18 protein-coding genes and 1 tRNA gene are annotated in these 22,884 nt (G+C 36.6%); 7 read left to right on the top strand and 12 right to left on the bottom strand.

The genetic code is table 11. The features are described 5' to 3' along the window. The first annotated feature begins 7 nt into the window (after positions 1-7). From SFA27_RS12365 to SFA27_RS12355, 3 genes are all read left to right on the top strand, one after another. Entirely contained in the window at positions 8-856 is an 849-nt protein-coding gene (locus SFA27_RS12365; protein WP_407292327.1) for a helix-turn-helix domain-containing protein, read from the top strand. Positions 857-954: 98 nt separating this feature from the next. Continuing rightward, positions 955-1,449, top strand: a complete 495-nt coding sequence (locus SFA27_RS12360; protein ID WP_047375190.1) for a MarR family winged helix-turn-helix transcriptional regulator — start codon at positions 955-957, stop codon at positions 1,447-1,449. Further along, positions 1,446-2,210, top strand: coding sequence for a hypothetical protein (locus SFA27_RS12355; RefSeq protein ID WP_047375188.1), 765 nt, complete (start codon positions 1,446-1,448; stop codon positions 2,208-2,210). Before SFA27_RS12360 ends, SFA27_RS12355 begins: the two co-directional genes overlap by 4 nt. 119 nt (positions 2,211-2,329) lie before the next feature. On the opposite strand, the gene SFA27_RS12350 is transcribed toward SFA27_RS12355, so the two are convergent. After that, positions 2,330-2,572: a hypothetical protein gene (locus SFA27_RS12350; RefSeq protein WP_407292324.1), complete on the bottom strand. Its 243-nt coding sequence runs from the start codon at positions 2,570-2,572 to the stop codon at positions 2,330-2,332. Between the two features lie 178 nt (positions 2,573-2,750). Between SFA27_RS12350 and SFA27_RS12345 the strand changes: the two genes are divergently transcribed. Continuing rightward, entirely contained in the window at positions 2,751-4,046 is a 1,296-nt protein-coding gene (locus SFA27_RS12345; protein ID WP_407292322.1) for a cryptochrome/photolyase family protein, read from the top strand. Between the two features lie 84 nt (positions 4,047-4,130). On the opposite strand, the gene SFA27_RS12340 is transcribed toward SFA27_RS12345, so the two are convergent. The 5 genes from SFA27_RS12340 to SFA27_RS12320 all read right to left on the bottom strand — a co-directional run bounded on the left by SFA27_RS12340 (position 4,131) and on the right by SFA27_RS12320 (position 10,416). Continuing rightward, positions 4,131-4,826: an ABC transporter ATP-binding protein gene (locus SFA27_RS12340; RefSeq protein WP_407292319.1), complete on the bottom strand. Its 696-nt coding sequence runs from the start codon at positions 4,824-4,826 to the stop codon at positions 4,131-4,133. Continuing rightward, on the bottom strand, positions 4,820-6,166 hold the full coding sequence (locus tag SFA27_RS12335; RefSeq protein WP_407292316.1) for a DUF3526 domain-containing protein: 1,347 nt from the start codon (positions 6,164-6,166) through the stop codon (positions 4,820-4,822). The genes SFA27_RS12340 and SFA27_RS12335 overlap by 7 nt, the downstream gene beginning before the upstream one ends. Continuing rightward, positions 6,167-7,612, bottom strand: a complete 1,446-nt coding sequence (locus SFA27_RS12330; RefSeq protein WP_407292313.1) for an ABC transporter permease — start codon at positions 7,610-7,612, stop codon at positions 6,167-6,169. It abuts the gene before it with no gap. A gap of 3 nt (positions 7,613-7,615) precedes the next feature. Then, the gene (locus SFA27_RS12325; RefSeq protein WP_407292311.1) at positions 7,616-9,931 is read right to left on the bottom strand and encodes a TonB-dependent siderophore receptor; all 2,316 of its coding nucleotides are present in this window, start codon (positions 9,929-9,931) and stop codon (positions 7,616-7,618) included. A gap of 131 nt (positions 9,932-10,062) precedes the next feature. Then, complete coding sequence (locus tag SFA27_RS12320; protein WP_047375178.1) at positions 10,063-10,416, bottom strand: hypothetical protein; 354 nt, start codon at positions 10,414-10,416, stop codon at positions 10,063-10,065. Positions 10,417-10,870: 454 nt separating this feature from the next. Here SFA27_RS12320 and SFA27_RS12315 point away from each other — a divergent pair, with 454 nt between their 5' ends. After that, complete coding sequence (locus SFA27_RS12315) at positions 10,871-11,311, top strand: lysozyme (RefSeq protein ID WP_407292308.1); 441 nt, start codon at positions 10,871-10,873, stop codon at positions 11,309-11,311. A gap of 246 nt (positions 11,312-11,557) precedes the next feature. Here the strand turns inward: SFA27_RS12315 and SFA27_RS12310 are convergent. The 4 genes from SFA27_RS12310 to SFA27_RS12295 all read right to left on the bottom strand — a co-directional run bounded on the left by SFA27_RS12310 (position 11,558) and on the right by SFA27_RS12295 (position 15,639). Then, positions 11,558-11,629 (bottom strand) — tRNA-Arg (locus SFA27_RS12310). A gap of 571 nt (positions 11,630-12,200) precedes the next feature. Beyond that, complete coding sequence (locus SFA27_RS12305) at positions 12,201-13,631, bottom strand: S41 family peptidase (protein ID WP_407292307.1); 1,431 nt, start codon at positions 13,629-13,631, stop codon at positions 12,201-12,203. 118 nt (positions 13,632-13,749) lie between these two features. Next, entirely contained in the window at positions 13,750-14,520 is a 771-nt protein-coding gene (locus SFA27_RS12300) for an alpha/beta hydrolase (RefSeq protein WP_407292304.1), read from the bottom strand. Between the two features lie 9 nt (positions 14,521-14,529). Then, complete coding sequence (locus SFA27_RS12295; RefSeq protein WP_407292302.1) at positions 14,530-15,639, bottom strand: epoxide hydrolase family protein; 1,110 nt, start codon at positions 15,637-15,639, stop codon at positions 14,530-14,532. Positions 15,640-15,990: 351 nt separating this feature from the next. Between SFA27_RS12295 and SFA27_RS12290 the strand changes: the two genes are divergently transcribed. After that, positions 15,991-16,632: an NAD(P)-dependent oxidoreductase gene (locus SFA27_RS12290; RefSeq protein ID WP_407292299.1), complete on the top strand. Its 642-nt coding sequence runs from the start codon at positions 15,991-15,993 to the stop codon at positions 16,630-16,632. 94 nt (positions 16,633-16,726) lie between these two features. Here SFA27_RS12290 and SFA27_RS12285 read toward each other — a convergent pair whose 3' ends face one another. Further along, on the bottom strand, positions 16,727-17,494 hold the full coding sequence (locus tag SFA27_RS12285; protein ID WP_407292297.1) for a methyltransferase domain-containing protein: 768 nt from the start codon (positions 17,492-17,494) through the stop codon (positions 16,727-16,729). A gap of 80 nt (positions 17,495-17,574) precedes the next feature. Beyond that, entirely contained in the window at positions 17,575-20,367 is a 2,793-nt protein-coding gene (uvrA, locus tag SFA27_RS12280; RefSeq protein WP_407292294.1) for an excinuclease ABC subunit UvrA, read from the bottom strand. A 639-nt stretch (positions 20,368-21,006) separates the two neighbouring features. On the opposite strand from uvrA, the gene SFA27_RS12275 reads away from it, so the two are divergent. After that, positions 21,007-22,818, top strand: coding sequence for a TonB-dependent receptor plug domain-containing protein (locus SFA27_RS12275; protein WP_407292292.1), 1,812 nt, complete (start codon positions 21,007-21,009; stop codon positions 22,816-22,818). Positions 22,819-22,884: the final 66 nt, after the last annotated feature.

Raw genomic sequence — 22,884 nt, 5'->3', positions numbered from 1 at the left:
GTGTGTAATGAAAGGACTGCATCTTGAAGGAATTGATGTAAGAGAAATAACATTGAAAGAGGGAGAAACCGTGTTTAAAACAAAGACTTTTCTCTCATTCATTTATATCGCCAAAGGCAAAGGTACGCTTGTGTATGATGATCGTAGTATTGATTTCTCGCAGGGTAAGCTTTTCATTATTCCGCAGCAGGAAGTATACCGCTTTCAAAGTGAAGCCGCTCAGCTTATCAGTATTCAGTGTCCAATTGAGTTCATCGATAAAATCCGTTTGGAAGCAGACCGAATTGAAAGTTGTGAAAATTTGTACAAATTGCAGTATATCAGCAATAATTACCACGCCAGAGCTGGATGTGTTTTCCGCAATAAAAATGATGAACATTTTGCTGAAACTCTTATTCTTCAGATCACCCGTGAATTTAAAAACAAAGCGGAAGACTATCTTATTATCCGAAACTGTATGTCAATCCTTCTTAATCTGATTGCCCGAAATATCATTCAGAGTGAAACTTCTGACCTTCAGGAAAATCGCAAAGCCTTTTCAATAATGAAGATCATCACTTATATTCAACAACATATCAAGGATCGTGAAAAAACCGGAATTCAGACTATTGCTGAGCATTTCGGAATTTCCGGAAATTATTTCGGAGAGTATTTTAAACAGCAAACAGGAGTTTCCTATCAGGATTATCTGCTGGACTATAGATTAAAATTGGTAGAAACGTATCTAAAATACAGCAGCATCCGATTGAGTGAAATTGCTTATGAACTCCAGTTTAGTGATGAAAGCCATCTTTCCAAACTTTTTAAGAAATACAAGGGAGTGACACCTGGTGAATACAGGAGAAACTTCAAATAGCCCTTTTTTATTAAGATTTTTAATTCAGTAAAAATAAATATAAAGTCAACTATATAGTTGACTTTATATTTTATATATTTGTTGTAAATATATTTCAGATGGATTTTGACTTTATTAAAGAATTAGGATATAAAGCTTTGGACAGCAGGCTGAAAAGAATCAGTGACAGGATGTCCCATGATGTTCGGAAATTTTATAAAGAATTTGAAATTGATGTTGAGCCCAATTGGTATCTGGTTTTTATGCTGCTGAAAAAAAAGGGTGAAATTTCAATTACCGATATTGCTGAACCGCTGGGATATTCACACCCATCAGTTGTAGTTATTGTCAAAAAAATGAATGAAAATGGTTATCTCATCATTAAAAAAGACAGTGTGGATAAACGAAAGCAGATCATTTCACTATCTCCAAAAGCCATTGAAATGCTTCCTCAGTTGGAGCAGATCTGGGACAGTTGTGAAAAGACAATCCTGAAAGTATTATCAGAAGATCTTGGGATTTTCACTTATCTGGATCATATTGATCAGGAATTAAAAGAAGAATCTTTCCATCATAGGTTTAAACATGAATATTTAAAATCAATCAAATCATGAAAGCATTAATTCTCATCACAGCATTTCTTTTTTCCAATCTTATGATTTCGGCAACGGAAACAAAAATCATGATAAGAGCAAAAGCGAGAGATGCCAAATTTATAGGAACTTCATTGGGCGGGGCTCATATCATCATCAGGAACAAACTCAATCAAAGAATTCTGGCAGAAGGAAATACAACAGGAAGTACCGGAAATACAGATCTGATTATGAAAACGCCCAAAGTCAGAGGAAACTCAATCACAGACGCACAGACCGGAGGTTTTATGGCTGCAGTGGATATTGATGAACCTACATTCGTGAACATAGAAGTGATTTCTCCTTTGAACAGCAAACAGGCTCAGGCGGTTGTAAGCACAGAGCTATGGCTGATTCCCGGGAAGCATATTTTAGGAGAAGGTATTATCCTTGAAATTCCGGGATACATTATTGATATTCTGAAACCTAGAACGCATCAATATATTGCATTGAACAGTATTAAAGATAAACCTTTCCTGTTTCAGGCTAATGTTGTCATGATGTGCGGATGTGTCATAGATAAAGGAGGTGTATGGAATTCCGATGAGATTGAAGTGAAAGGAATTCTGAAAAAAGACGGAAAATTTGTAAAAAATATAGACATGTCACTGGTTTCAACCAATCTTTTTGAAGGAAGTCATAGCATCAGTTCTCCGGGAAACTATGAGCTCGTGCTGTATGCTTATCATGAAAAAACGGGAAATACGGGTGTAGATAAGGTAAATTATGTAGTCTTCGAATAAACAGATTAAATGAAAAAGATTGTCTCCAAGATGTCATTCTGAATGTAGTGAAATGTAATGAAGAATCTCATGTGTTTGGTTATTAATGATTGAGACGACTTTTTATTCACAACAGATCATCATAAAACCTGAAGTTCTCTAAATACTTCAATAATTGCTTCTATAAGACCTCTATCTATATTTTTTTCCGCAGTAGCATCCGGAAGGAGAGCTCTTAAGTCACCGTGATCATCACGTTCAATAACAACTTCAGTTCCATCTACATCTACATATAATTTATATCCATAAGAGAATGTAGCAAGCTTTCCGTTGAAAAGCAGTTCTTTACCCTTATAGATTACCGGTACTTCAAATTCTTCCATTGCTGCGGGTATCTATTTATCTGACAAATGTCGGAAAATTTTAATTGATATTCATCATAGCTCAATACCAGAGCTGAATAATGTGACGTGTTAAAAACTCTATTTAGTAAAATCTGTATCTTTATCCGTAGTTATGAAATGTATTATAACGATAGAATGATAAAGTAGTTTGAATTACATGAAACATAAAGTTACCCTATTCTGGTTCAGACGTGATTTAAGGCTGGAAGACAATGTAGGTCTTTTCCACGCACTTCAGTCTGATGATCCGGTAATGCCCGTTTTTATATTTGATACTGATATTCTGGGAAAGCTGGAAGATAAAGAAGACCGCAGGGTTGATTATATCCATCAGGCTTTGATTGATATTAATATTTCATTGAAAAAGTATCATTCAAGAGTTAATGTATATTATGGTAAACCCATAGAGATATTCAGGAAATTATCTGAAGAATATCATATTCAGGGCGTTTTCTGCAATAGGGATTATGAACCTCGGGCAATTGAGAGAGATAAAGAAGTCTATTATTTTTTCACAGAAAAGAATATTCCTTTTAAAGCCTATAAAGACCAGGTAATTTTTGATAAAGACCAGATTATTAAAAAAGATGGTTCACCTTACACCGTTTACACTCCTTTTGCAAAGAAGTGGCAGGAAGCATTAACTCCTGAACATTATAAATCTGTTGAGTTAAATCTTATCAATCTCTTTTCACAGGAATATTCTGATATTCTTACTTTAAAGGAAATAGGTTTCAAAAAAACTGAAATTGATTTTACAAAACCATTTCTGGATGTTTCTATTATAGACAATTATGATCAATACCGTGATTATCCGGCTTTACAGCATACCACACAGCTGGGAATCGCTTTGCGCTTTGGAACAATCAGCATCAGGAAATGTATTGCCTTTGCATTGAATCATAATGCGACATGGCTTTCAGAATTGATCTGGCGTGAGTTTTTTATGCAGATTTTGTATCATTTTCCGCAGGTGGTACATCACTCTTTTAAAAAACAATATGATAATATCAACTGGCGTAACAATGAAGAAGAGTTTAAACACTGGTGTGAAGGAACTACGGGATATCCCATTGTAGATGCCGGGATGAGGCAGCTTAACCAGACAGGATATATGCATAATCGTGTGAGGATGATTGTGGCGAGCTTTCTCTGTAAACATTTGTTGATCGACTGGCGTTGGGGTGAAGCCTATTTTGCCTCAAAACTCAATGATTATGATCTGTCTGCCAACAATGGAAACTGGCAGTGGGCGGCAGGCAGCGGTTGTGACGCAGCTCCTTATTTCAGGGTTTTCAATCCGACGGCTCAGACTGAAAAATTTGATAAAGACCTGCTTTATATAAAAAAATGGCTTCCGGAATGGAATACGCCAGCATATCCTTCTCCTATAGTAGAGCATACTTTTGCCCGTGAAAGAGCTTTATCTGAATACAAAAAGGCATTAGCATAATTCACATAATATCAGCAAAATGCCCGGTAACAAAAACGTCACCGGGCATCAACCAATTGATATTAATATGAAAGTAACTGAATATTAAATCGTTTTCAGATACAGTTCCTGTAGTTCCTGAGCTGTAAATGCTTTGGAAGGTAAGTTCTGTACCAGTTCTCCCTGTTTCATAATTCCGATATTGGAAGCTACACTTACCGCATTGAAAATATCATGGGTAGCCATTAAAACAGTCCGGCCTTCTTTACCGAGCTGGCGCACAATTTCTGTAAATTCTGCGGTGGCTATAGGATCCAATCCGCTTGTAGGCTCATCAAGGAGCAATACTTTTGCATCTTTGGCGAGGGCAATGGCAATTCCTACTTTCTGGCGCATTCCTTTAGAATAACCTCCCAATGCTTTCTGGTGAGCTGTTTCCTGTAATCTGGTGCGCTTAAGGAGTGCAGATAATTCTTCTTTCTGATAATTAAATCCTGCAATTTTGGAGAAAAAATCAAGGTTTTCTATTCCTGTAAGATGCGGATATAAAAGCACTGTTTCAGGAATGTAAGCCAGATGCTTTTTAATTTTTTGCGGCTCATCTTTTACAGATATACCATTTATGAAAGCATCTCCGGAAGTCGCTTTAATGAGCCCCAGAAGAATATTGATCGTTGTACTTTTTCCGGCTCCGTTTTGTCCCAGAAGAGCGAAGATTTCCCCTTTCTTTACTTCCAGATTAAGAGAATGAAGGGCTGTGAAATCGTTGTATTTTTTATGTAAGTTGATGGTTTTTAACATAGTTTTCTGTATTTGTTTTGTGAGAGGATTATGAATAAAGCAATGAAGATAAGATAGGGCAGGAATAGCTGAACCCATTTCAAATGTTCAGACAAGCCGGATACCTGTATGGTTTGCTGTGCCCAGTTTATAGATTCGGCATTCTTTCCCGAGAAAATAAGCGGGTAGAAGAACAACCGTTTTTTCTCATGGAATTTCTTAAGTGAAGAAGCATATTGCAATTGATTATTCATATCAGTTCTCGCCAGATGACTCCCTACGAGCTGGGTATGAAGATTCGGAAGGAAATAGCCTAAATAGACGGCTGCCTGATTTCGTTTCTGCATTTTTTCGGTATACAATTCTGAAGATTTTGCAGACTCCAGATCTCCCATATGCTGCATGGCATAATACCAGGTCCAGGTAAAAGTATCATTTTCTTCTACCTTGAAATTTTTGTACTGAGGATATACTTTATAAAACTTTTCCATAGTAGGACGCTTGGCTTCATCCCATTTGTTGTGATAACCCTCTCTCTGTTCCATGACAGCTTTAAGGGACTCATGAACAGGATAGGTTTTTTGGATCAGGATATTACTGCTCATCGGAATAATAAAATTAGCGCTAACCCACACAATGAGAAGGATCAATGCATTCTGAGCTGATGATTTCCGAAAAGAAATAACCCATCTGCACAGCGCAAACCAAAACAGAATATAAAGCCATCCACTGATCACAAATGCAATATAATAAAGGTCTAAAGATATTTTTATCCAAACTGAAGCGATAATCATTAGAGTGAAATACACAGCCGTTACCGCACCCAGCCGGATGAGCATTTTATGATCCAGAAGCTTTTGTAAATTGCCACTTTGTACCGAAAGAAGCTTCCAGGTTCCTCTTTCTTCTTCTTCAGAAATCAGATTATAACAGAACGCGATAATCACCAATGGGAAAAGGAAAACAATCACAAAACTGAAATCAAAGTTTCCGACAGCAGCATTGGCAGGATTATAAAAATCAGAATTATAACGCTGTTCTTCAAGATTTCGGATAGTTACTCCCTGTATGGAAGGATTTAAATCACGCATTCCGATATTTAAAGCAGCCAGTCTGGGAGTTTCATTCACCAGATTAAATTTAATATAATAAAGAACCAATCCCAGATCATCTTTATGAAACTTTGTGTTCCTTTCTATGCTTTCTTTTTGAAATGCTCCGCTTTTGGAAATGATATCTTCATTCCTGTCCAGAAATTTTTTCCCTGTGTAAATAGCCATAATCCCGGCCATGAACAAAAATAACAATGCAATGATGTAGGCTTTGTTACGGTAAAATTGGGTATATAAATAACGATTCATTTAGATTAATTTTAATTTTCTTCCACTTATTTCAATTGCGAAAATGCATATTGCTAACCAAAGAACTAAAGCAATAGCAGGGATGAATTGCTCTTTCAAGCTGTCTGAAACAGCAGTATACTGATAATTAAAGTCAGGGAATTTCTTCCAGTTGTCTTTATCTATCACAGCAGGCGGTCCTCCTTTCTCCGGTTTAATATTGCTGATATGCTCAATCTGCAGATCATTTAAATGCTGAGCCATTTGATAGCGATACTCTTCAGCCTGCTTTTGAAATTGAGTATAAGAGAAAAAATCAGTGCCCGTTGCTATCATGGAAAAGTTTTTAAGAGCAATGGCTGGATTAATTAATCCCGAAATATCAGTGAGATTTTGTTGTCTGTGATAAATGGTCTGCAATTCTTTTTGATGTCTGATATAAATTTTGGAACTTATCTTTTCTCCTTCTTTCATGACAAATCCTCCATAGTTGAAAGGAAGTTCATTGGTGGTGTTTACCTTATAATGAGCAAGTAAAGAATCTTTAATTTTCTTAAAATGAGGATCGTCAGGATTGTGGCTATCCCCGGATTTTAAAATATCCTTTTCCAGATTGGTTTCAAAAGCAATACGGGAAGGAGCCGGATATAAATTCTGGGCAGCAAACTGAACCCCTTTTGGCAAAACAATAATGAAAAGAAGCCAGAAACCGATAAGGCTGATCAGTGCTGAAGATGTACTTTTACTGTTCGCAGAAACGAGAACCGTTAAAGTGCTGATGAAAAAGTAATACATCATATAAGCGGGCAGCAGGAACAACAAACGGATTAAAATATCTGTTGAATCTGTCGTTTGTGACAGCAGTGCGGCCACAAAAACTACAGGAATTACAGGAATCAGGAAACATAGGGAAAACAGCCACAGTCCCAGAACTTTTCCCCAGACAATATCTCTTCCCGAAGCGCCCTGCACACTGATGATTTTTAAGGTGGCATTCTCACGTTCCTGTACTATTAATCCAAACCCTAAAAAAAGAATAATCAAAGGAACAATACTCTGCAGAATAAAAGCACTGCTGAAAGCTCCGAATCTGACCAGAGTACCTGAACTTCCGGCTTCTGAAAGATTGGCTGTATTCTGTTTATGTGCTTCCAGAAATATGACGTTTCCAAGATAGTCGTCTAGCCCATTATCAAAAATATTTAGTGGATGTCCGATTCTGAAAACCAGATAACCATAATGAGCCATACGATGCGGATGCTTATCAGGTCTTTGTTCCCAATGCTCCCGGACTTCTTTCCGGTATTCCTTTATTTTTGAAAAGGAATCAGTGTATTTTGTAAAACCGATGCCAATGCTCAGCATACAGAAGAGGAGTACAGTAATGGTGATAAGCAGATTCTGTTTCCCTTTAAACAGGTCTTGCCAGGTCTTTCTCACCATCAGTTGTAAGTTTGAAATAGTCATAATTTAAAATTTGTAAGTAGCAGTTAGTAAATAATTTCTTGGTGTTCCCGGAAATAGCCTGAGGTAATTCTGAGCCCCGATCCAGTAGGCTTTATTGGTAATATTATTCAGATTAAAAGCCAGCTGGACAGATTTTGCAGGAGTATAATACAATGCAGCATCTATAGTAGTATATGCCGGAAGTTCAAAACTTCTTGTAAACCACGGCACTTTTGAACTCTGATAAAGAATCCCTGCTCCAATGCCAAAGTCTTTTATAAGCTCTATGGTTGAAAAATTGTAGCGTGTCCAGATATTGACAGAATTTTTAGAAGTATTTTCTTTCCTTTTCCCTGCAAGATCAGGATTGGTATCATCCAGTATTTTAGCATCAATATAGCTGTAACCTCCATAAATATGCCATTGAGGAAGGATGTGCCCGGAAAGCTCAGCTTCAAATCCACGGCTCCGGTCTGCACCTCGCTGTACAAGCTCATCAGGTTCTGAAGAATTGTTGGCATTGATTAAAATGTTTCTCTGGTTAATCTCATACACAGCAATATTCAATAAGAACCTTCCGAAAAGCTCTGCTTTCATCCCCAGTTCTTTAAGGTCTGAAGTCAATGGTTTAAATCGCGCTGCAGATTCGGTACCTGTGAGGCTGGAGGTATTGGGCATTAATGTTACCGTATTGGATTGCGGCTGGAATCCGGTAAGATAAGTTCCGTAAAAATTGATATGATCTGTAAGACTGTATGTAATCCCGAATCTGTATAGAACTTTATTATTTCGGAATGAAGACTCATTGGGCTCTTTGAAATTGGTGGTGTCCTGAAACCATTCCTGACGTATTCCTGATAGAATTTTAAACTTTTTCCATGTGAAAAAATGCTGGATATAAGCAGCGTGTGTAGTTGTAAGAGCAGAAGGAAGAGGAGTTATGATATTCAACGTATTAAAATCATTATTTTGATAGTTTTCTGCACCCGGATTCAGATCAAATGGAGTGACATTGGGTTTAGGAATAAGTATTCCGTTATAATTGAAAGTCTGGTAATCATCAGCGTTAGCAGGTTTGTAAGAAGGAGCTACAGAGCCGTTCTTTAACAGAAAACCTCTTGCGGCATTCTGCTGTCCGCCTTTACGCTTTTCCCAGATTTGACTGTCATAGCCTATTAAAGCCTGATGCTGAACAGCGCCTGTTTTGAATTTAAAATTAAAATAAGCATTAATATTGTCTACAGCCCAATTTTGCTTTCTTTGTACAAACTGCATCATCGCGAGGCTGGAAACCGGTTTGTTATCCATATCTGGAACAAAGGAATTGGTTGTTCGGTGTTCCTGCAGGTTTTCTCTCCAGTATTGCTTCATATAAGATGCATTAAAACTTATAGCTTCGTTAAAATGATGGGCAGCACTTCCCATTATAATCAGTTCCCTGGTTTTAAAAAAGTCATCAGGTGCTCCCAGGTTTAATGTTCTTGGAGTACTGTTCAGATCTGTTTTTCCTGCAACGGCACCGAAAATAGGCTGCCCTCTGTCCAGGTTTCCATAAAGATCATTAAAAATCATTTCTATATTCACAGATGTTTTTTCATTCGGAACAAATGTGATAGAAGGAGAAATTAAAACGCCACTGTTTTTAACATGATCCCTGAACGACTGAGCATTTTGGTAAGCGCCATTAAAACGATACAGCAAGGTTTTACTCTTATTTAAAGGGCCTGTAAGATCTGTGGTGACACGGTACGTATCAAAACTGCCTCCTGATAAACTGATCTCGTGACGGGAAACAGACAATGGTTTTTTGGTAACCATATTAATTGTTCCTCCGGGATCTACACTGGACATGGTAATGCTTGCAGGACCTTTGAAAACTTCCACACGCTCTATATTGGAAGTCATAGGCTGTAAAAAATAATACTGTCTGGTCCGCATTCCATTGATAATCTGCCCTTCTTCATTTTGACTGATCCCCCGAATGTTGTATTGGTTGTAATAACTGGAAGGAGAGACTCCGTTCACATTTTTCATAACATCTCCAAGCTGAAAAGCCTGGCGGTCGGTAATCAATTCCTTGGTAACCGTATTAAGAGTTAAAGGCAGATCTTTGTTTTTCATAGCAATCTTGGTGGCGGCAAAAGAGTAGTCGGAAGTATAATCTTTAGACTTTCTTCCGATAATTTCAACCGTTTGTACCATTGTAGATAAAGAATCTTCAGGGCGGGACTGCGCATACAGAAATGAGGATACGGTAATGAAACTTAAACTTAAAAGTTTCACAGAATTTGGGGAAATACAAAGAATTATTTCCGGATAATTAAAATTACTGGTAGTCATGAACAGGGATGTACGGACATTGAATATGCCCATTAATAAAAGGATATCTTTAAGTGTGTGAAAACACAGGTATCCACGGAATAACAGTACAGACTAAAAAATCTGTATATGAAAAATGGCAGCAGTATAAATTAAGCTGCTGCGAAAAATGAAGATGGGGGAGCCCGGGAGCTGAAGAAGTCGAGAAGACAACGGTATGAAATAGCTTTGGGCTGAGGCATTTCGTTGTCATTCGTAGTATTGATAACAAAATCCATATCCAAAGGTTCAGGAAGGAGAACATTGTTCATATGCATATGGAGCGCACACTGACATTCATCATCCTGTGAAAAGGTAGGAATTTTCTCTTCTTTGGAACCTTTTTTATAGATCACTTTACTTTTGGCATGATTAGCATGATCAAAACACGTTGTTACGCCGCTGACATTAGAAACAAATATCAGAAGTAAAGAGAAAACAAAAAAGACTCTGAGAAATTTTTGCATAATAAAAAACAAAAGTACAATTTAATTTGATAAAAATTGAATGATGAATGAAAAGTAACAGATATTTTTCAAGCGATAATTTCAAACCTAATGGTTTTATTCTTCGTTGCATACATGAAATATTTTCCATAGCAGTATGATCCGGATCATATTTTGTGATAGTAAACACTTGCTATATTTGGCCCATTGAAATTTCATATTTCTGACAAATTACAGTATAACCTTCCGGTGACTCGGGAGGTTTTTTTGTTTTTATAAGTTACAACCTCAATACATTCAGAGATTGGGCAAATTCAACAAACGTCCGCTAAAAAAGTGGAAAATAAAGTTGAAAAAGCCGAAGATAAACAGCAAACAAAAAAAGATTAGACACTAGAATTAAAATAGGGGTTTTTCCTCACGATTTTGGGATTTACAATTTTAATTTTGCTGAATAATACATAAAACTAAATACATGAAAACATCACAAAAAGGAATCAATCTGATTGTATCATTTGAAGGCTTCAGCTCAAAGCCTTATCTGGATTCAGCAGGAATTCCGACAATAGGATATGGTAACACTTACTATCCCGGAGGAAAGAAAGTAACGATGAGAGATCCGACAATCACAAAAGAAAAAGGAGTAGAATTATTCGCTGCAGTCCTGCCAACTTATGAAAAGATCGTGAATTCAAAAGTGAAAATAGCACTTAATCAGAATCAGTTTGATGCGCTGGTTTCTCATGCTTACAATACCGGAGGATCTGAGACTTTGTTTTCTCTCATCAACAAAAGAGCAGCAGATTTAGAAATCAGAAATTGGTTTACTACGAAATATATTGCTGCTGGCGGAAAAATATTAAATGGGCTTATCCGAAGAAGAAAGGCAGAAGCAGATCTGTTCTTTGGGAAATAGATATTCCCCACTGTTAGGTTGGGATTATTTATTAGCTAAAAAAGCCGTCAGATTCTTTTCTAATAAACTTTAATTCATGCTCTAAAAATTTATCATACCCGTAGAGTTATGACTACAGTCATATCCGTAAATTCCTGTTTGTATTATATTTGGAGATTGGATACTTCAAATTAGTTGAAAAGAGACATTTTTTTACCTCCTAATGCATAGGAGGTTTTTTTGTTGGGAAAGTATTAAATATATATGTGACCTCACCAGGGATCGAACCTGAATCTAAAGTTTAGGAAACTTTTATTCTATCCATTGAACTATGAGGCCTGATTTAAAAGAAGCTCTGTCTTTACTTTTCTAAACTTCATTCTCTGAAACTTTTTTCAAACACAAAGACAAAATTCAATCCATTATTAATAAGGAAGCTAAGAAACGACAATGTCGCAGATGAAGCTATACGTTTGCTTATGAAGAATCAACGAAGTTGATTACATCTTTGCTCCCTTTAGAATATAAATTTTATATTATTAAACCTTTGCGTCAAAATGTAAGCAGTACAAAATACTTTTTTCCAGATTTTGACTGAGTCAAATAATCTTCAGAAAGCGTTATTTAAAAAGGGTATATGGATAAAAGAATCTGCCCTTTAGGAGCAGATCCAGTAGATAAATACATCTCATTTTTTTAATTAGACAACAATAAAAAGCACAGCCGACAATGCTGTGCTTAAATTTTTATTTCAAATTTAATTGCAATTTCAATAGTAGTAAGAAAAGCAAATAAAGTTTCCACTTCGATTTTTATTACATAGTAAATGTAGTAATTATTTTAATACGAAATATGAATTTAATGTTAAAATTCACAAGTTATCCACAATTTGTTGTGGATAACTTTGCAGCTAGTTTAAAATCCAGGTTTTTGCTGCCTCAATATCCATATCCTTTCCTTCTTTCGGTTCTACAGGAATGTCCGGATCTATCTTTCCGTAATAGACTTTTCCGTAACGGTCCATTTCGTAAGAAGTGGCCAAAGCAAGACTTTTACCGTCACTTAAAGTATAAGGTCTGTTTGCTGAAGTATATCCTGCTGAAGGCTGCCCAATTAATTTTACATTGTTCTTTCCAATAAAAGCAATGGTGGTAGCTTCTCCGGAGCTTGCTGTACTTGGACCAATCAGCACCGCTATTTTTGACTGACGGCTCTTAAGCTCATAAGGTTCCTCAATTTTATGCGGACCAAACTTTCTGTTTTTATAGATCCATGGACTCTTTTTACCATTATAAACAAAATACCCCAGTGTTCCTTCACCGATCAGGCTTCCAAGTCCACTGATCATAGGGTGCATATTTCCTCCGGTGTTGGTTCTCAGGTCTACAATCCAGCCTTTAATCTTATTTTCAGAGTCCAGTTTTTTAATCATATTGTGAATCTGTAAGGCAAAAGCATCCCCAACTTCCGTATTTAAAGAAGCAAAACCCGGAACAGAAACATACCCGATGTTCTGGTCGATTAGTCTGGAATCAGGCTTTGCATCATTGGTATTGGTGGTTTTCAGCTTTTCTGTACGTTCTTTGCCATCAATGAAAGAATGGTTATCACCAGCCTCTCTCAGACTTTTGATGATATAATTTAAAGCGGTATCTGTATCATCAATGGTTTTCATTCCTTTTGCAAGGTAATTCAGATTGGTATCAATATTCTTCCAGTCTAATCTATCTGAAAAAATAGAATTCTTTTTCACAATATCTCTAAACTCCTGAATGTATTTGGCAGAAACTTTTGAAGGTTCCTCCTTTGAAAACGCAATTTTATTGAGCTCAAAATGATCAAACCAAACTGTTCCGTTCCCTGTAAATACCCCTCCAAGAAGCAGGCTTTTTACATTTTTATCAACAGTGAAAATTAAAGAATATTTTGTCCAGTCTTTATTCACAGCAATAGATTTTTGCTGTGATTCTGAATTTCCGAAGTCAATCATTTTACCATTTTCATCTTTTACCTGAGTCCATAGATTGATTATTCCATGGGTGTTTTCAGATTTTACATAGGCACTTATTTCTATTTTCTGTAATTCCTGAATGTCAAGAGGAACTTTTTGAGAGAAAGATTGAAAGTTTTTGGTATCATCAGATTTTCCTGTAAGCTGCATCGAGGCTTTTCCTCCGAAGTATTGTGTATAATCTACCTTTCCTTCGTATAAATCCGTTTTTTTAATATTCCAGTGATTGGGTAACCCATCTGTCATGTTTTCAAAACCGGCATTTTGTATTTGAGCTTCCACTGAGCAGAACAGAAATGCTGCTATCATAGTGTAGGTCAATTTTTTCATAGTTATTAATTTTGGCTAAAATAAAGAACTTGTCAACAAATATACACTCTGTTAACAAATTTTAGTAATGGTTTAGAAGGATTAACAAATTTTAGACTTTACATATGATTTCTTAAAATTACTGTTCAGAAAGATATTTTAACACAAAATCATTTAAGATTTTTTTCTCGTCATCACTGCCTTTATTGTCCATGTGACTATGGTTGATGGAGGTTGTTTGTACTGTCATAGAATACTTTTTTTGTTCTGCTTCATTGGGAAGTACACCTTCATCAGCCGGATAATCGTTAGAACGTAAAGTATAAATTTTAGGAACTGAAGTTCTTGGCAGGAACATTCTCCGGTTATCCATTGTAATCAGTTTATACACCAGGTTAGGGTGCTGATTACCGAATAATGCTGCCATATCACCACCATTGGAGTGTCCTATTAATGTCAGATGTTTATAATCCAGTTCCGGTTTTGTCTTTTTAAGTTCATTAATTACAAACAGAATGTTATCCGAACCATTTTGCCAGAAAGGCCTTCTTACCAACTGTAAATTTCCTTCTGTTGGTAAAGGGCTGTCTGTCGTCAGCTCATGTTGAATGCTTACCGTAAAATAACCTTTTGAAGCCAGTTTTTCCGTTAAATAAGAATACACAAAATAATCTCCGCCTTTATTGAAACCATACCCATGATTGAAGATGACGATCTGCTGGCCGGGAATCTTTTTATCAGCTTTTGGATAATAAAAGGCAACAGGAATCTTACGGTTTCTGCTTTGGTCAAACATAGCTAACGTATCCAGTTTTACTTCATAATTATGACTTTCAGTGTTTTTCTTTTGTACAGTACAGTCGGTTATAAAAATAGGAATGGCAAAAAGGGTAGAAAAGAAATACTTCATGGATTGTTTTTATTTGAAAGAATAAAAGAATGATCTTAGTTCATCTGCAAATATATGAGGTAATTCCAGGGCGGCAAAATGACCGCCTTCATCCATTTTTTTAAAGCTGGTTACATGTACAAAACGTTCTGCCCATTCTTTCGGAAACTGGGCTTCACGGGGAAATACGAGTACTCCGGCCGGAACATTGCTTTTGTGATGAACGTGAGTTCCGCTCCATAAAGCAGCAGCGTCTTCTTTATACATTCTGGCAGAAGATCCTATCGTTTGAGTTACCCAGTAAATCATAATATTGGTGAGGATTTCATCCTTTCCTCCAAAGGCAGTTTCTATTAATTCCGGTGGCGATCCGGCGTTGATAAAGCTTATGATCCAGCCTGCAAGTCCGATAGGAGAGTCGTTCAGTCCATAAGCAAGAGACTGAGGTTTGGTAGACTGTACCATCGCGTAAGCTCCTTCACTGTACCACCAGTGCTGGACAAACTGCGCGAATTGTTTCTCATCTTCACTCATTGTTGCCGGATCTTCCTGACCGGTTGGGTATCCTACATCTGTAAGATGAACGGCTTCCAGTACTTCCGGATACTTTGAAATCAATGCTTTTACTACTCCCATACCTATGTCACCTCCGGCAGCACAGAATTTTTCATACCCGAGTACTTCCGTCATCAGTTTTTTCCAAAGATCAGCAACTCTTTCACTGCTGACCGTCGTTTTATCAGAAAACCCAAATCCCGGAATTGAAGGGATAATCAGATCAAAACTCTGTTCGCCCTCGGTAAGCAATGGAATGATTTTATGAAAACGGTAATAGCTGTCCGGCCAGCCATGGGTAAGGATCAGTGGCTTAGGATTGGGGCCTTTTCCTCTGATGTACTGGAAGTGAATCAGAATTCCATCTATGCGGGTTGTATACTGCGGATACTGATTCAGCTGCTGTTCATGCATCTTCCAGTTGTAATCGTTCATCCAGTAGCTGGTAAGCTCTTTCAGATAAGCTTCGTTGGTGCCGTAGTTCCAGCCAGAGCCATCTGGTTCAGCCGGCCATCTGGTGTTTTGGATACGGTTTTTCAGGTCGGTTATTACCGATTCGGGAATGTTTACTGTAAATGGTTCCATATTATTATTTTGTTTTGGTGTAAGTGTTTTTTTTTTTTTTTTGGAATATGTTGATAGTAAGATTGTTATCAAAGTTAAACACTTTCTCTTTTAATAAATGTTGTCAAAATCATAAATTTTTTGATTTTTTAATGATGGAAAATAGGTAACTTTAATTCATTAAAATCTCGTAACACATATTACTATTATCAGGTGTTATTTTTAGCCCTGAACATCTTAGGTTCAATTTTCTGAACCCAATCCATTTTATATCATATTTAAAAGCAAAGACAATACGTCATTTGCAGTATCAACAGTCATTAGCGGTTAATCTGCTGTTGATTATTAATGTTTAATATTAAAAAAATCATTATGAAAACCTATAAAATTGCCATCATCGGCGGAACAGGAAAATCCGGACAATATCTGGTTCAAAACCTTTTGAAAAAAGGATATTCCCTTAAACTTTTAGTAAGACATCCTGAAAATTTTACCACTCAAAATTCCTTAATTGAAGTGGTAAAAGGAGATGTAAGAGATGAAACAGCTGTCCGTTCATTGATTGAAGGAGCTGATATTGTAATGAGCACTTTAGGGCAGCCAAAAGGAGAGAAATCTATATTCAGTGATGCTGCGAAAAATATAATCAGGGCGATGAATTATCATGGGATCAGTCGTTATATTGTAACCACAGGTTTGAGTGTGAATACACCATTTGATCAAAAAAATGAAAAGGTAAAAATGGCAACAGACTGGATGTACCAGAATTATCCTGAGACAACAGCAGACAAACAAAAAGAATACGAACTTCTTTTGGGAAGCAATCTGGACTGGACTTTGGTAAGGTTACCGTTGATTCATCTTACAGAAGAAAGTTTTGAAGCTGAAACAAGTCTCACAGACTGCAAAGGTGAAGGTATCAGTGCTGCAGATCTTGCTGAGTTTTTGGCTTCTCAGATTGAAAATTCTGAGTATATCAGGAAAAGCCCGTTTTTGTATAATCTGAAAGAGTAACTATTTTATTAATAAACAGAAGTAGTTGTCTCAGAAATGTCATTCTGAACACAGACTGACATTTCTGAGACAGCTGTTTCTGTTTTAATGTATTTTATTTCTTACGGCCATACATCAGGATGCGTTTAAATGCATAGATGGCTGGATATTTTGTAAACTTTTGTGCGATGCGTGATTTAAATTCAGTAATGAAACTTTCTTTCTGATCTCCTTCCAGACGTTCCAGGTAAGGTAATAAGGCTGTTCCTGAAATAAATTCATATAAAGCCTCATAATCATCTGCGATAATAGGATAAACCTTCTGGAAAATTTCTATATCCTGAATTCCGTTATCAAATAGGATCTGCGCATAATCATCCATCGAAAGCACCGGTGAATCACGGTTGAAATGATCTAACTGTGATATATAAGGTTCTTCATCTGCCATTTCCGTTAAAATCTGATTCAGGATATTTTCTTTCTGAACAGGCATCTGAATAGCTAACTGACCTCCGGGTGATAGCAGTCCAATGATTTTAGGAAATAAAGTTTCGTGATCATCAGCCCATTGTAATGCGGCGTTACTGAAGACAAGATCCCATTTCTGATCAGACTGTGCTGTTTCTTCAATAGTCTGAAGTTTAAAATGCAGATTTTCATTCTCATACTTCTTCGATTTTTCAAGCATTTCTGCTGATGAATCAATTCCTAAAAATGTAGAACCTGTTAGTTTTTCTGTTAAAATGGAGGTTTGTTCTCCGGTGCCGCAGCCTAAGTCAATGGCTTTTATATTGCTTTCAGACTTGATCAATGCAGCCAAATCGTAAAAGGGTTTGTAGCGTACATCTTTGTACTGATCGTATAGTTCGGGATTCCAAGGCATAAAGAAATAATTTTGTAATGGTTGAATAAAGATAGATAATCTAAATAAAAAATCGGCTGTTTTAAAACAGCCGATTTTATTTATTGTTCAAGTTTTTCTTTGATATATTTTGCCGTATAGGACTTTTTATTTTTAATGAGGTCTTCAGGAGTTCCTGCAAATACAACTTCGCCACCGTGTTTTCCTGCTTCCGGACCGATATCAATAATATAATCTGCACATTTGATAATATCAGGCTGGTGCTCAATAACTATCACGGAATGTCCAAGATCAATCAATGCCTGCAGTGATTTCAATAGCTTCTGAATGTCATGGAAGTGAAGTCCTGTGGAAGGTTCATCAAAGATAAATAAGGTTTTATCCGTTGTTACCCCTTTCACCAGGAATGAAGCCAGTTTTACACGCTGTGCTTCACCGCCGGAAAGTGTAGAAGAGCTTTGTCCAAGCTGCAGATATCCTAAACCAACTTCCTGAAGAGGTCTCAGTTTCGTTACAATCTTATCTTCATTGTTATCTTTAAAGAATTCCAGTGCTTCATTTACGGTCATATGAAGAATATCCGAGATGTTTTTCTCATCAAATTTTACTTCAAGGATCTCGTTTTTAAATCGTGTTCCTTTACAAACCTCGCATTCAAGCTCAATGTCTGCCATAAACTGCATAGAAACGTTGATAACTCCTTCTCCTTTACATTCATCACATCTTCCGCCATCTACGTTAAAAGAGAAATGTTTAGGCTTGTAACCCATCATTTTCGCTACTTTCTGTTTGGCAAAAAGATCACGGATGTCGTCGTAAGCTTTTAAATAGGTTACCGGGTTTGAACGGGATGATTTTCCAATCGGATTCTGATCAATCAATTCAATATTTTTAATCAGTTTTTTCGGGAATTCTACAGAATCATAATCTCCTTTTTTTCCACCCATTCCAAGCTGGATCTGAATGTCATTGGTAAGGATTTCTTTCATCAAAGTAGATTTTCCGCTTCCTGAAACCCCGGAAATTACAACCAGGCTTTCCAGTGGAACATCTACATCTATATTTTTAAGGTTATTCTGACGGGCTCCTTTAATGTGAATCCATTCTTTTCCTTTTCTTCGTTTTTTCGGAACTTCAATTTCCAGTCTTCCGGTAAGATATTCTGAAGTAAGCGTGTTGGCTTTTTTCAGGTCTTTATAATCTCCGGCAAATACCAGTTCACCACCAAGATAACCCGCTTCAGGGCCGATATCAATAATATAATCAGCGGCTCTCATTACATCTTCGTCATGTTCCACCACAATTACAGTATTTCCAAGGTCACGAAGATTTTTCAATACTTCAATCAGGTTTTCCGTGTCTTTAGAGTGAAGACCAATAGAAGGTTCATCCAGAATATAGATAGAACCTACCAAAGAACTTCCTAAGCTGGTCGCTAAGTTGATTCTCTGACTTTCTCCTCCTGAAAGGGTATTGGAAGTCCTGTTTAATGTTAAATATCCTAATCCTACCTTTAGTAAAAATTCAAGACGGGTTGTAATTTCATAGATCAGCCTTTTAGCAACTTCTTTGTCGTGATCTGAAAGCTTCAGCCCATTGATCACCGGAGCCAGTTCATCCAAAGGAAGTTCTATCATCGACTGGATGTTATGTCCGTCTACTTTTACCCAGCTGGTTTCTTCACGAAGCCTCAATCCTTCACATGTAGGACAAAGGGTTTTTCCTCTGTAGCGTGAAAGCATTACCCTGTACTGAATTTTATATAAGTTTTCTTCAAGCATTTTGAAGAAATTATTGATGGATGGGAAACTGTTTTTTCCGTCACCTTTCCAAAGGAAGTTTTTCTGCTCTTTTGTTAATTGGTGATAAGGTTTATGAATAGGGAAATCTCCAGCCTTTTTGATGAAGTCTTTTTTCCACTCACTCATAGTCTCACCTCTCCAGCTGACAACGGCATCTTCGTAGATAGATAATGTTTTATTGGGGATTACAAGATCTTCATCTATTCCGATTACTTTTCCATATCCTTCACATGCAGGACATGCTCCATATGGGTTGTTAAAGCTGAAAAAATGAACATTCGGTTCAAGAAACTCCATTCCGTCCAGTTCAAACTTATTGGAGAATTCTTTTACCTTTTCAGTATCTGTATTTTTTAATGAACAATAGCCTCGTCCTTCATAAAATGCCATCTGAATAGAATCTGCAAGTCTTTGTAAAAAACTTTCGTCCTCTTCATAGGAGAAACGGTCAATAACAAGATTGATCGCCATTCCTTTTTCAGGAGCAAATCCAAAGCTTTCCAGGTCTTCAATTCCTGCTAGGTTCCCGTTGATTTCAAGTCTTGTGAAACCTGCCAGCTTCAGAATATTCAGGGTTTCTTTGAAATTGTCCGCATCATATTCCAAAGGAGCTGTCAATAAAAAAGAAGTGTCTTTTTTGGAAGCTTTGATAAAATCTACCACATCAGAAACCGAGTCTTTTTTCACTTCTTCACCCGAAACAGGAGAAAAAGTTTTCCCGATTCTGGCAAAAAGAAGTTTCATATAATCATAAATCTCCGTAGATGTTCCTACCGTAGAACGCGGGTTGGAAGAAATTACTTTCTGCTGGATCGCAATAGACGGCGCAAGTCCTTTGATATCATCTACTTTTGGTTTTTCTAATTTTCCCAAAAACTGACGTGCATAAGAACTTAAACTTTCAACATATCTTCTTTGCCCTTCAGCATAAATGGTATCAAAGGCCAAAGATGACTTACCGCTTCCTGAAACTCCTGTAATAACAATCAGTTTATTCTTCGGGATCAGGACATCTATATGTTTCAGATTGTTAAGATGTGCATTCTTAACAAAAATCTGTTTTTTTATGTCTATTTCTGTTGTATTAGCCATATTTTGTTTATTCATAAAAGTGACTGTACAGCATTAAGGCCGTCAGTATAATGGTGTTTTGCCACTGAATATTTCAGGGCGGTCATCAATTGAACTTTTAAGCTATTCCTCAATCTATCTGATCCCTGTAACATCATTTTATTAAAAAGTACTGTTTAAAAATACAGTTGAAAAAGAATAGTTTCATCGTAAAATTAAGACCCACAAAATTACGAATTTTTACTGGAAATTTTATGCATATCTTATTGTTAAAAATTATTATCATAAACGGAAAATTAAGAGAAAAAAATTGAAATATAGTCATTGGAAAATGGTGAAATGAAACTGATTTTGTGATTTATTCTTATTTTATTGCTTATTCTACAGTATTCTGTATAGTTTTAGAAATTATGTTAACTTTTTTTATGAAACTATTGTTTTGTATTTTAAAATTATTTAAAATTGTATCCTTAAATATGTAATAAGAAATGAGAAAATTATTCAGAGATCTGGTTACACATTTAATGAAGAAAAGATAGAATTACTCCCTCACAAAGATGCAGCGCTATGCTGCATCTTTTTTTATGATAACTATCATTTGCCTGTCTTAGTGAACTCTCTTACTTTTGGGATCTGTTATAAAAAACTACGGAAACGATTATGATCAAAAAGATAGGAAGTGCTTTTTTTCTGGGATCTTTACTTTGGGTAAATGCACAGGAGAAGACAACAGATATTGAAAGCATTGAATTTCAGGGAAAATTTATCTCTACACCTTATAAAAGTGCTAACCAGAATATCAGCGTTATCAGCAGAGAAGATATTGTAAATTCTCCGGCTAAAAGTATAGACGAAATTCTTCAGCAGGTACCAGGAATGGATATCAGAAGGAGAGGAGCCAATGGGGTGCAGAGTGATATAGGTTTCAGGGGAAGCTCTTTTGAGCAGGTGCTTCTGCTTCTGAACGGAATCAGGATGAATGATTCCCAGACCGGACATAATAATATGAATATCCCGGTGGATCTTGATGACGTAGAAAAAATAGAAATCATAAAAGGGCCGGCTGCCAGACGTTTTGGACAGAATGCTTATGCCGGTGTTATCAATATTATTACCAAAGCTGTTCCTGGGAAAAAAGTGAAAATCAGTGCGGATGGAGGAGATTTCGGTACTTACGGCCTTGGATTCAATGCTCAGATAGGAAATGAAAAGTTTACTAACTCCCTTCAGGCTAATTCTGCTTCTTCAGAAGGGTATATGTTTAATACTGATTATGAGATCAGAAATGTCTTTTATCAGGGGAAACTGAATATTAAAAATGGAGATGTGAGAGTACAGGCCGGCTTTTCGGAAAAGAAATTCGGGGCTAATGGTTTTTATGCTTCCAGTGCAGCAACAAAACAGTATGAGGAAACGCAGGCTTCTATTGTAAGTGTGGCTCATCAGCAGACTTTTGGAAAGTTGAAACTTAATTCAAACGTATATTGGAGAAGAGGGCAGGATATGTACCTTTATGACAGATGGAATCCGGGTTTCTACCGAAACATGCACATTGGAAATAATGTAGGAGGCGAAGTGAATTCCATCTACCAATGGGGATTGGGAACAACCGGAATTGGTGTAGAACTTAGAAAAGAATTTCTGGTAAGCAGTAATCTGGGCGACAGAAACCGTTTTGTATCTCAGGTTTTCTTTGAACATCATTTTTCATTACTGGATAAGAAACTTAACATCAGTCCGGGAATTTCCTGGGCCAACTATTCTAAAGAAGGGAATTTCTTTTATCCTGGTTTGGATGTCGGCTATAACTTTAATCCTAATAGTAAAATCTACGGAAATATTGCAAAAGTACACCGTATACCAACCTTTACCGAACTTTATTATGTAAGCGGAACGGAACAGGGAAATCCGAATTTACAGCCTGAAAATGCGCTTTCATCCGAGGTAGGATATCAATATCAGAATAACAGAATTTTAGCTAAAATAAGCGGATTTTTAAGGAACTCCAGCAATTCTATTGACTGGGTTAAAAATGACCTTAAAGACAAAGTATGGTTTGCAGAAAATGTAGGAGACATCAAAACCAAAGGAATCGAAGCAGAGTGGAGCCACAGGCCGGTAGACTGGCTGAAATATACTATTGGGTATACTTATATTGACAGTAAATATGAAGAAAAGAATGGTTTGGTTTCAAGATATATTCTGGATAATCTGAAGCACCAGTTGGTTTCCAAATTAGAGGTGAAATTCCTGAAAAACTTTACCAATGAGCTTGTTTACCGTTACAACGAAAGAGTGAATCTGGGAACCTATAATCTTGTTGATGAAAAGTTGAGTTTTGCTAAAAAAGATTACTCAGTGTATGTATTAATTAACAATATTACCAATACGAATTATACGGAAGCGTTTGGAGTGGCAATGCCGCAAAGGTGGTTCCACATTGGATTTTCTTACACAATTAATATTAAGTAGGTGTTAATTCAATATTAATGAAAGTTAATATTAACAAATTGTTAAAAAATATACATTTGCAAAAAT

Origin of the sequence: Chryseobacterium sp. HR92 (assembly GCF_045689405.1) — a bacterium.
Classification (GTDB): domain Bacteria; phylum Bacteroidota; class Bacteroidia; order Flavobacteriales; family Weeksellaceae; genus Chryseobacterium; species Chryseobacterium viscerum_A.
The sequence above is the reverse complement of the archived record's forward strand: the minus strand, read 5'-3'. Positions and strand labels throughout refer to the sequence as shown.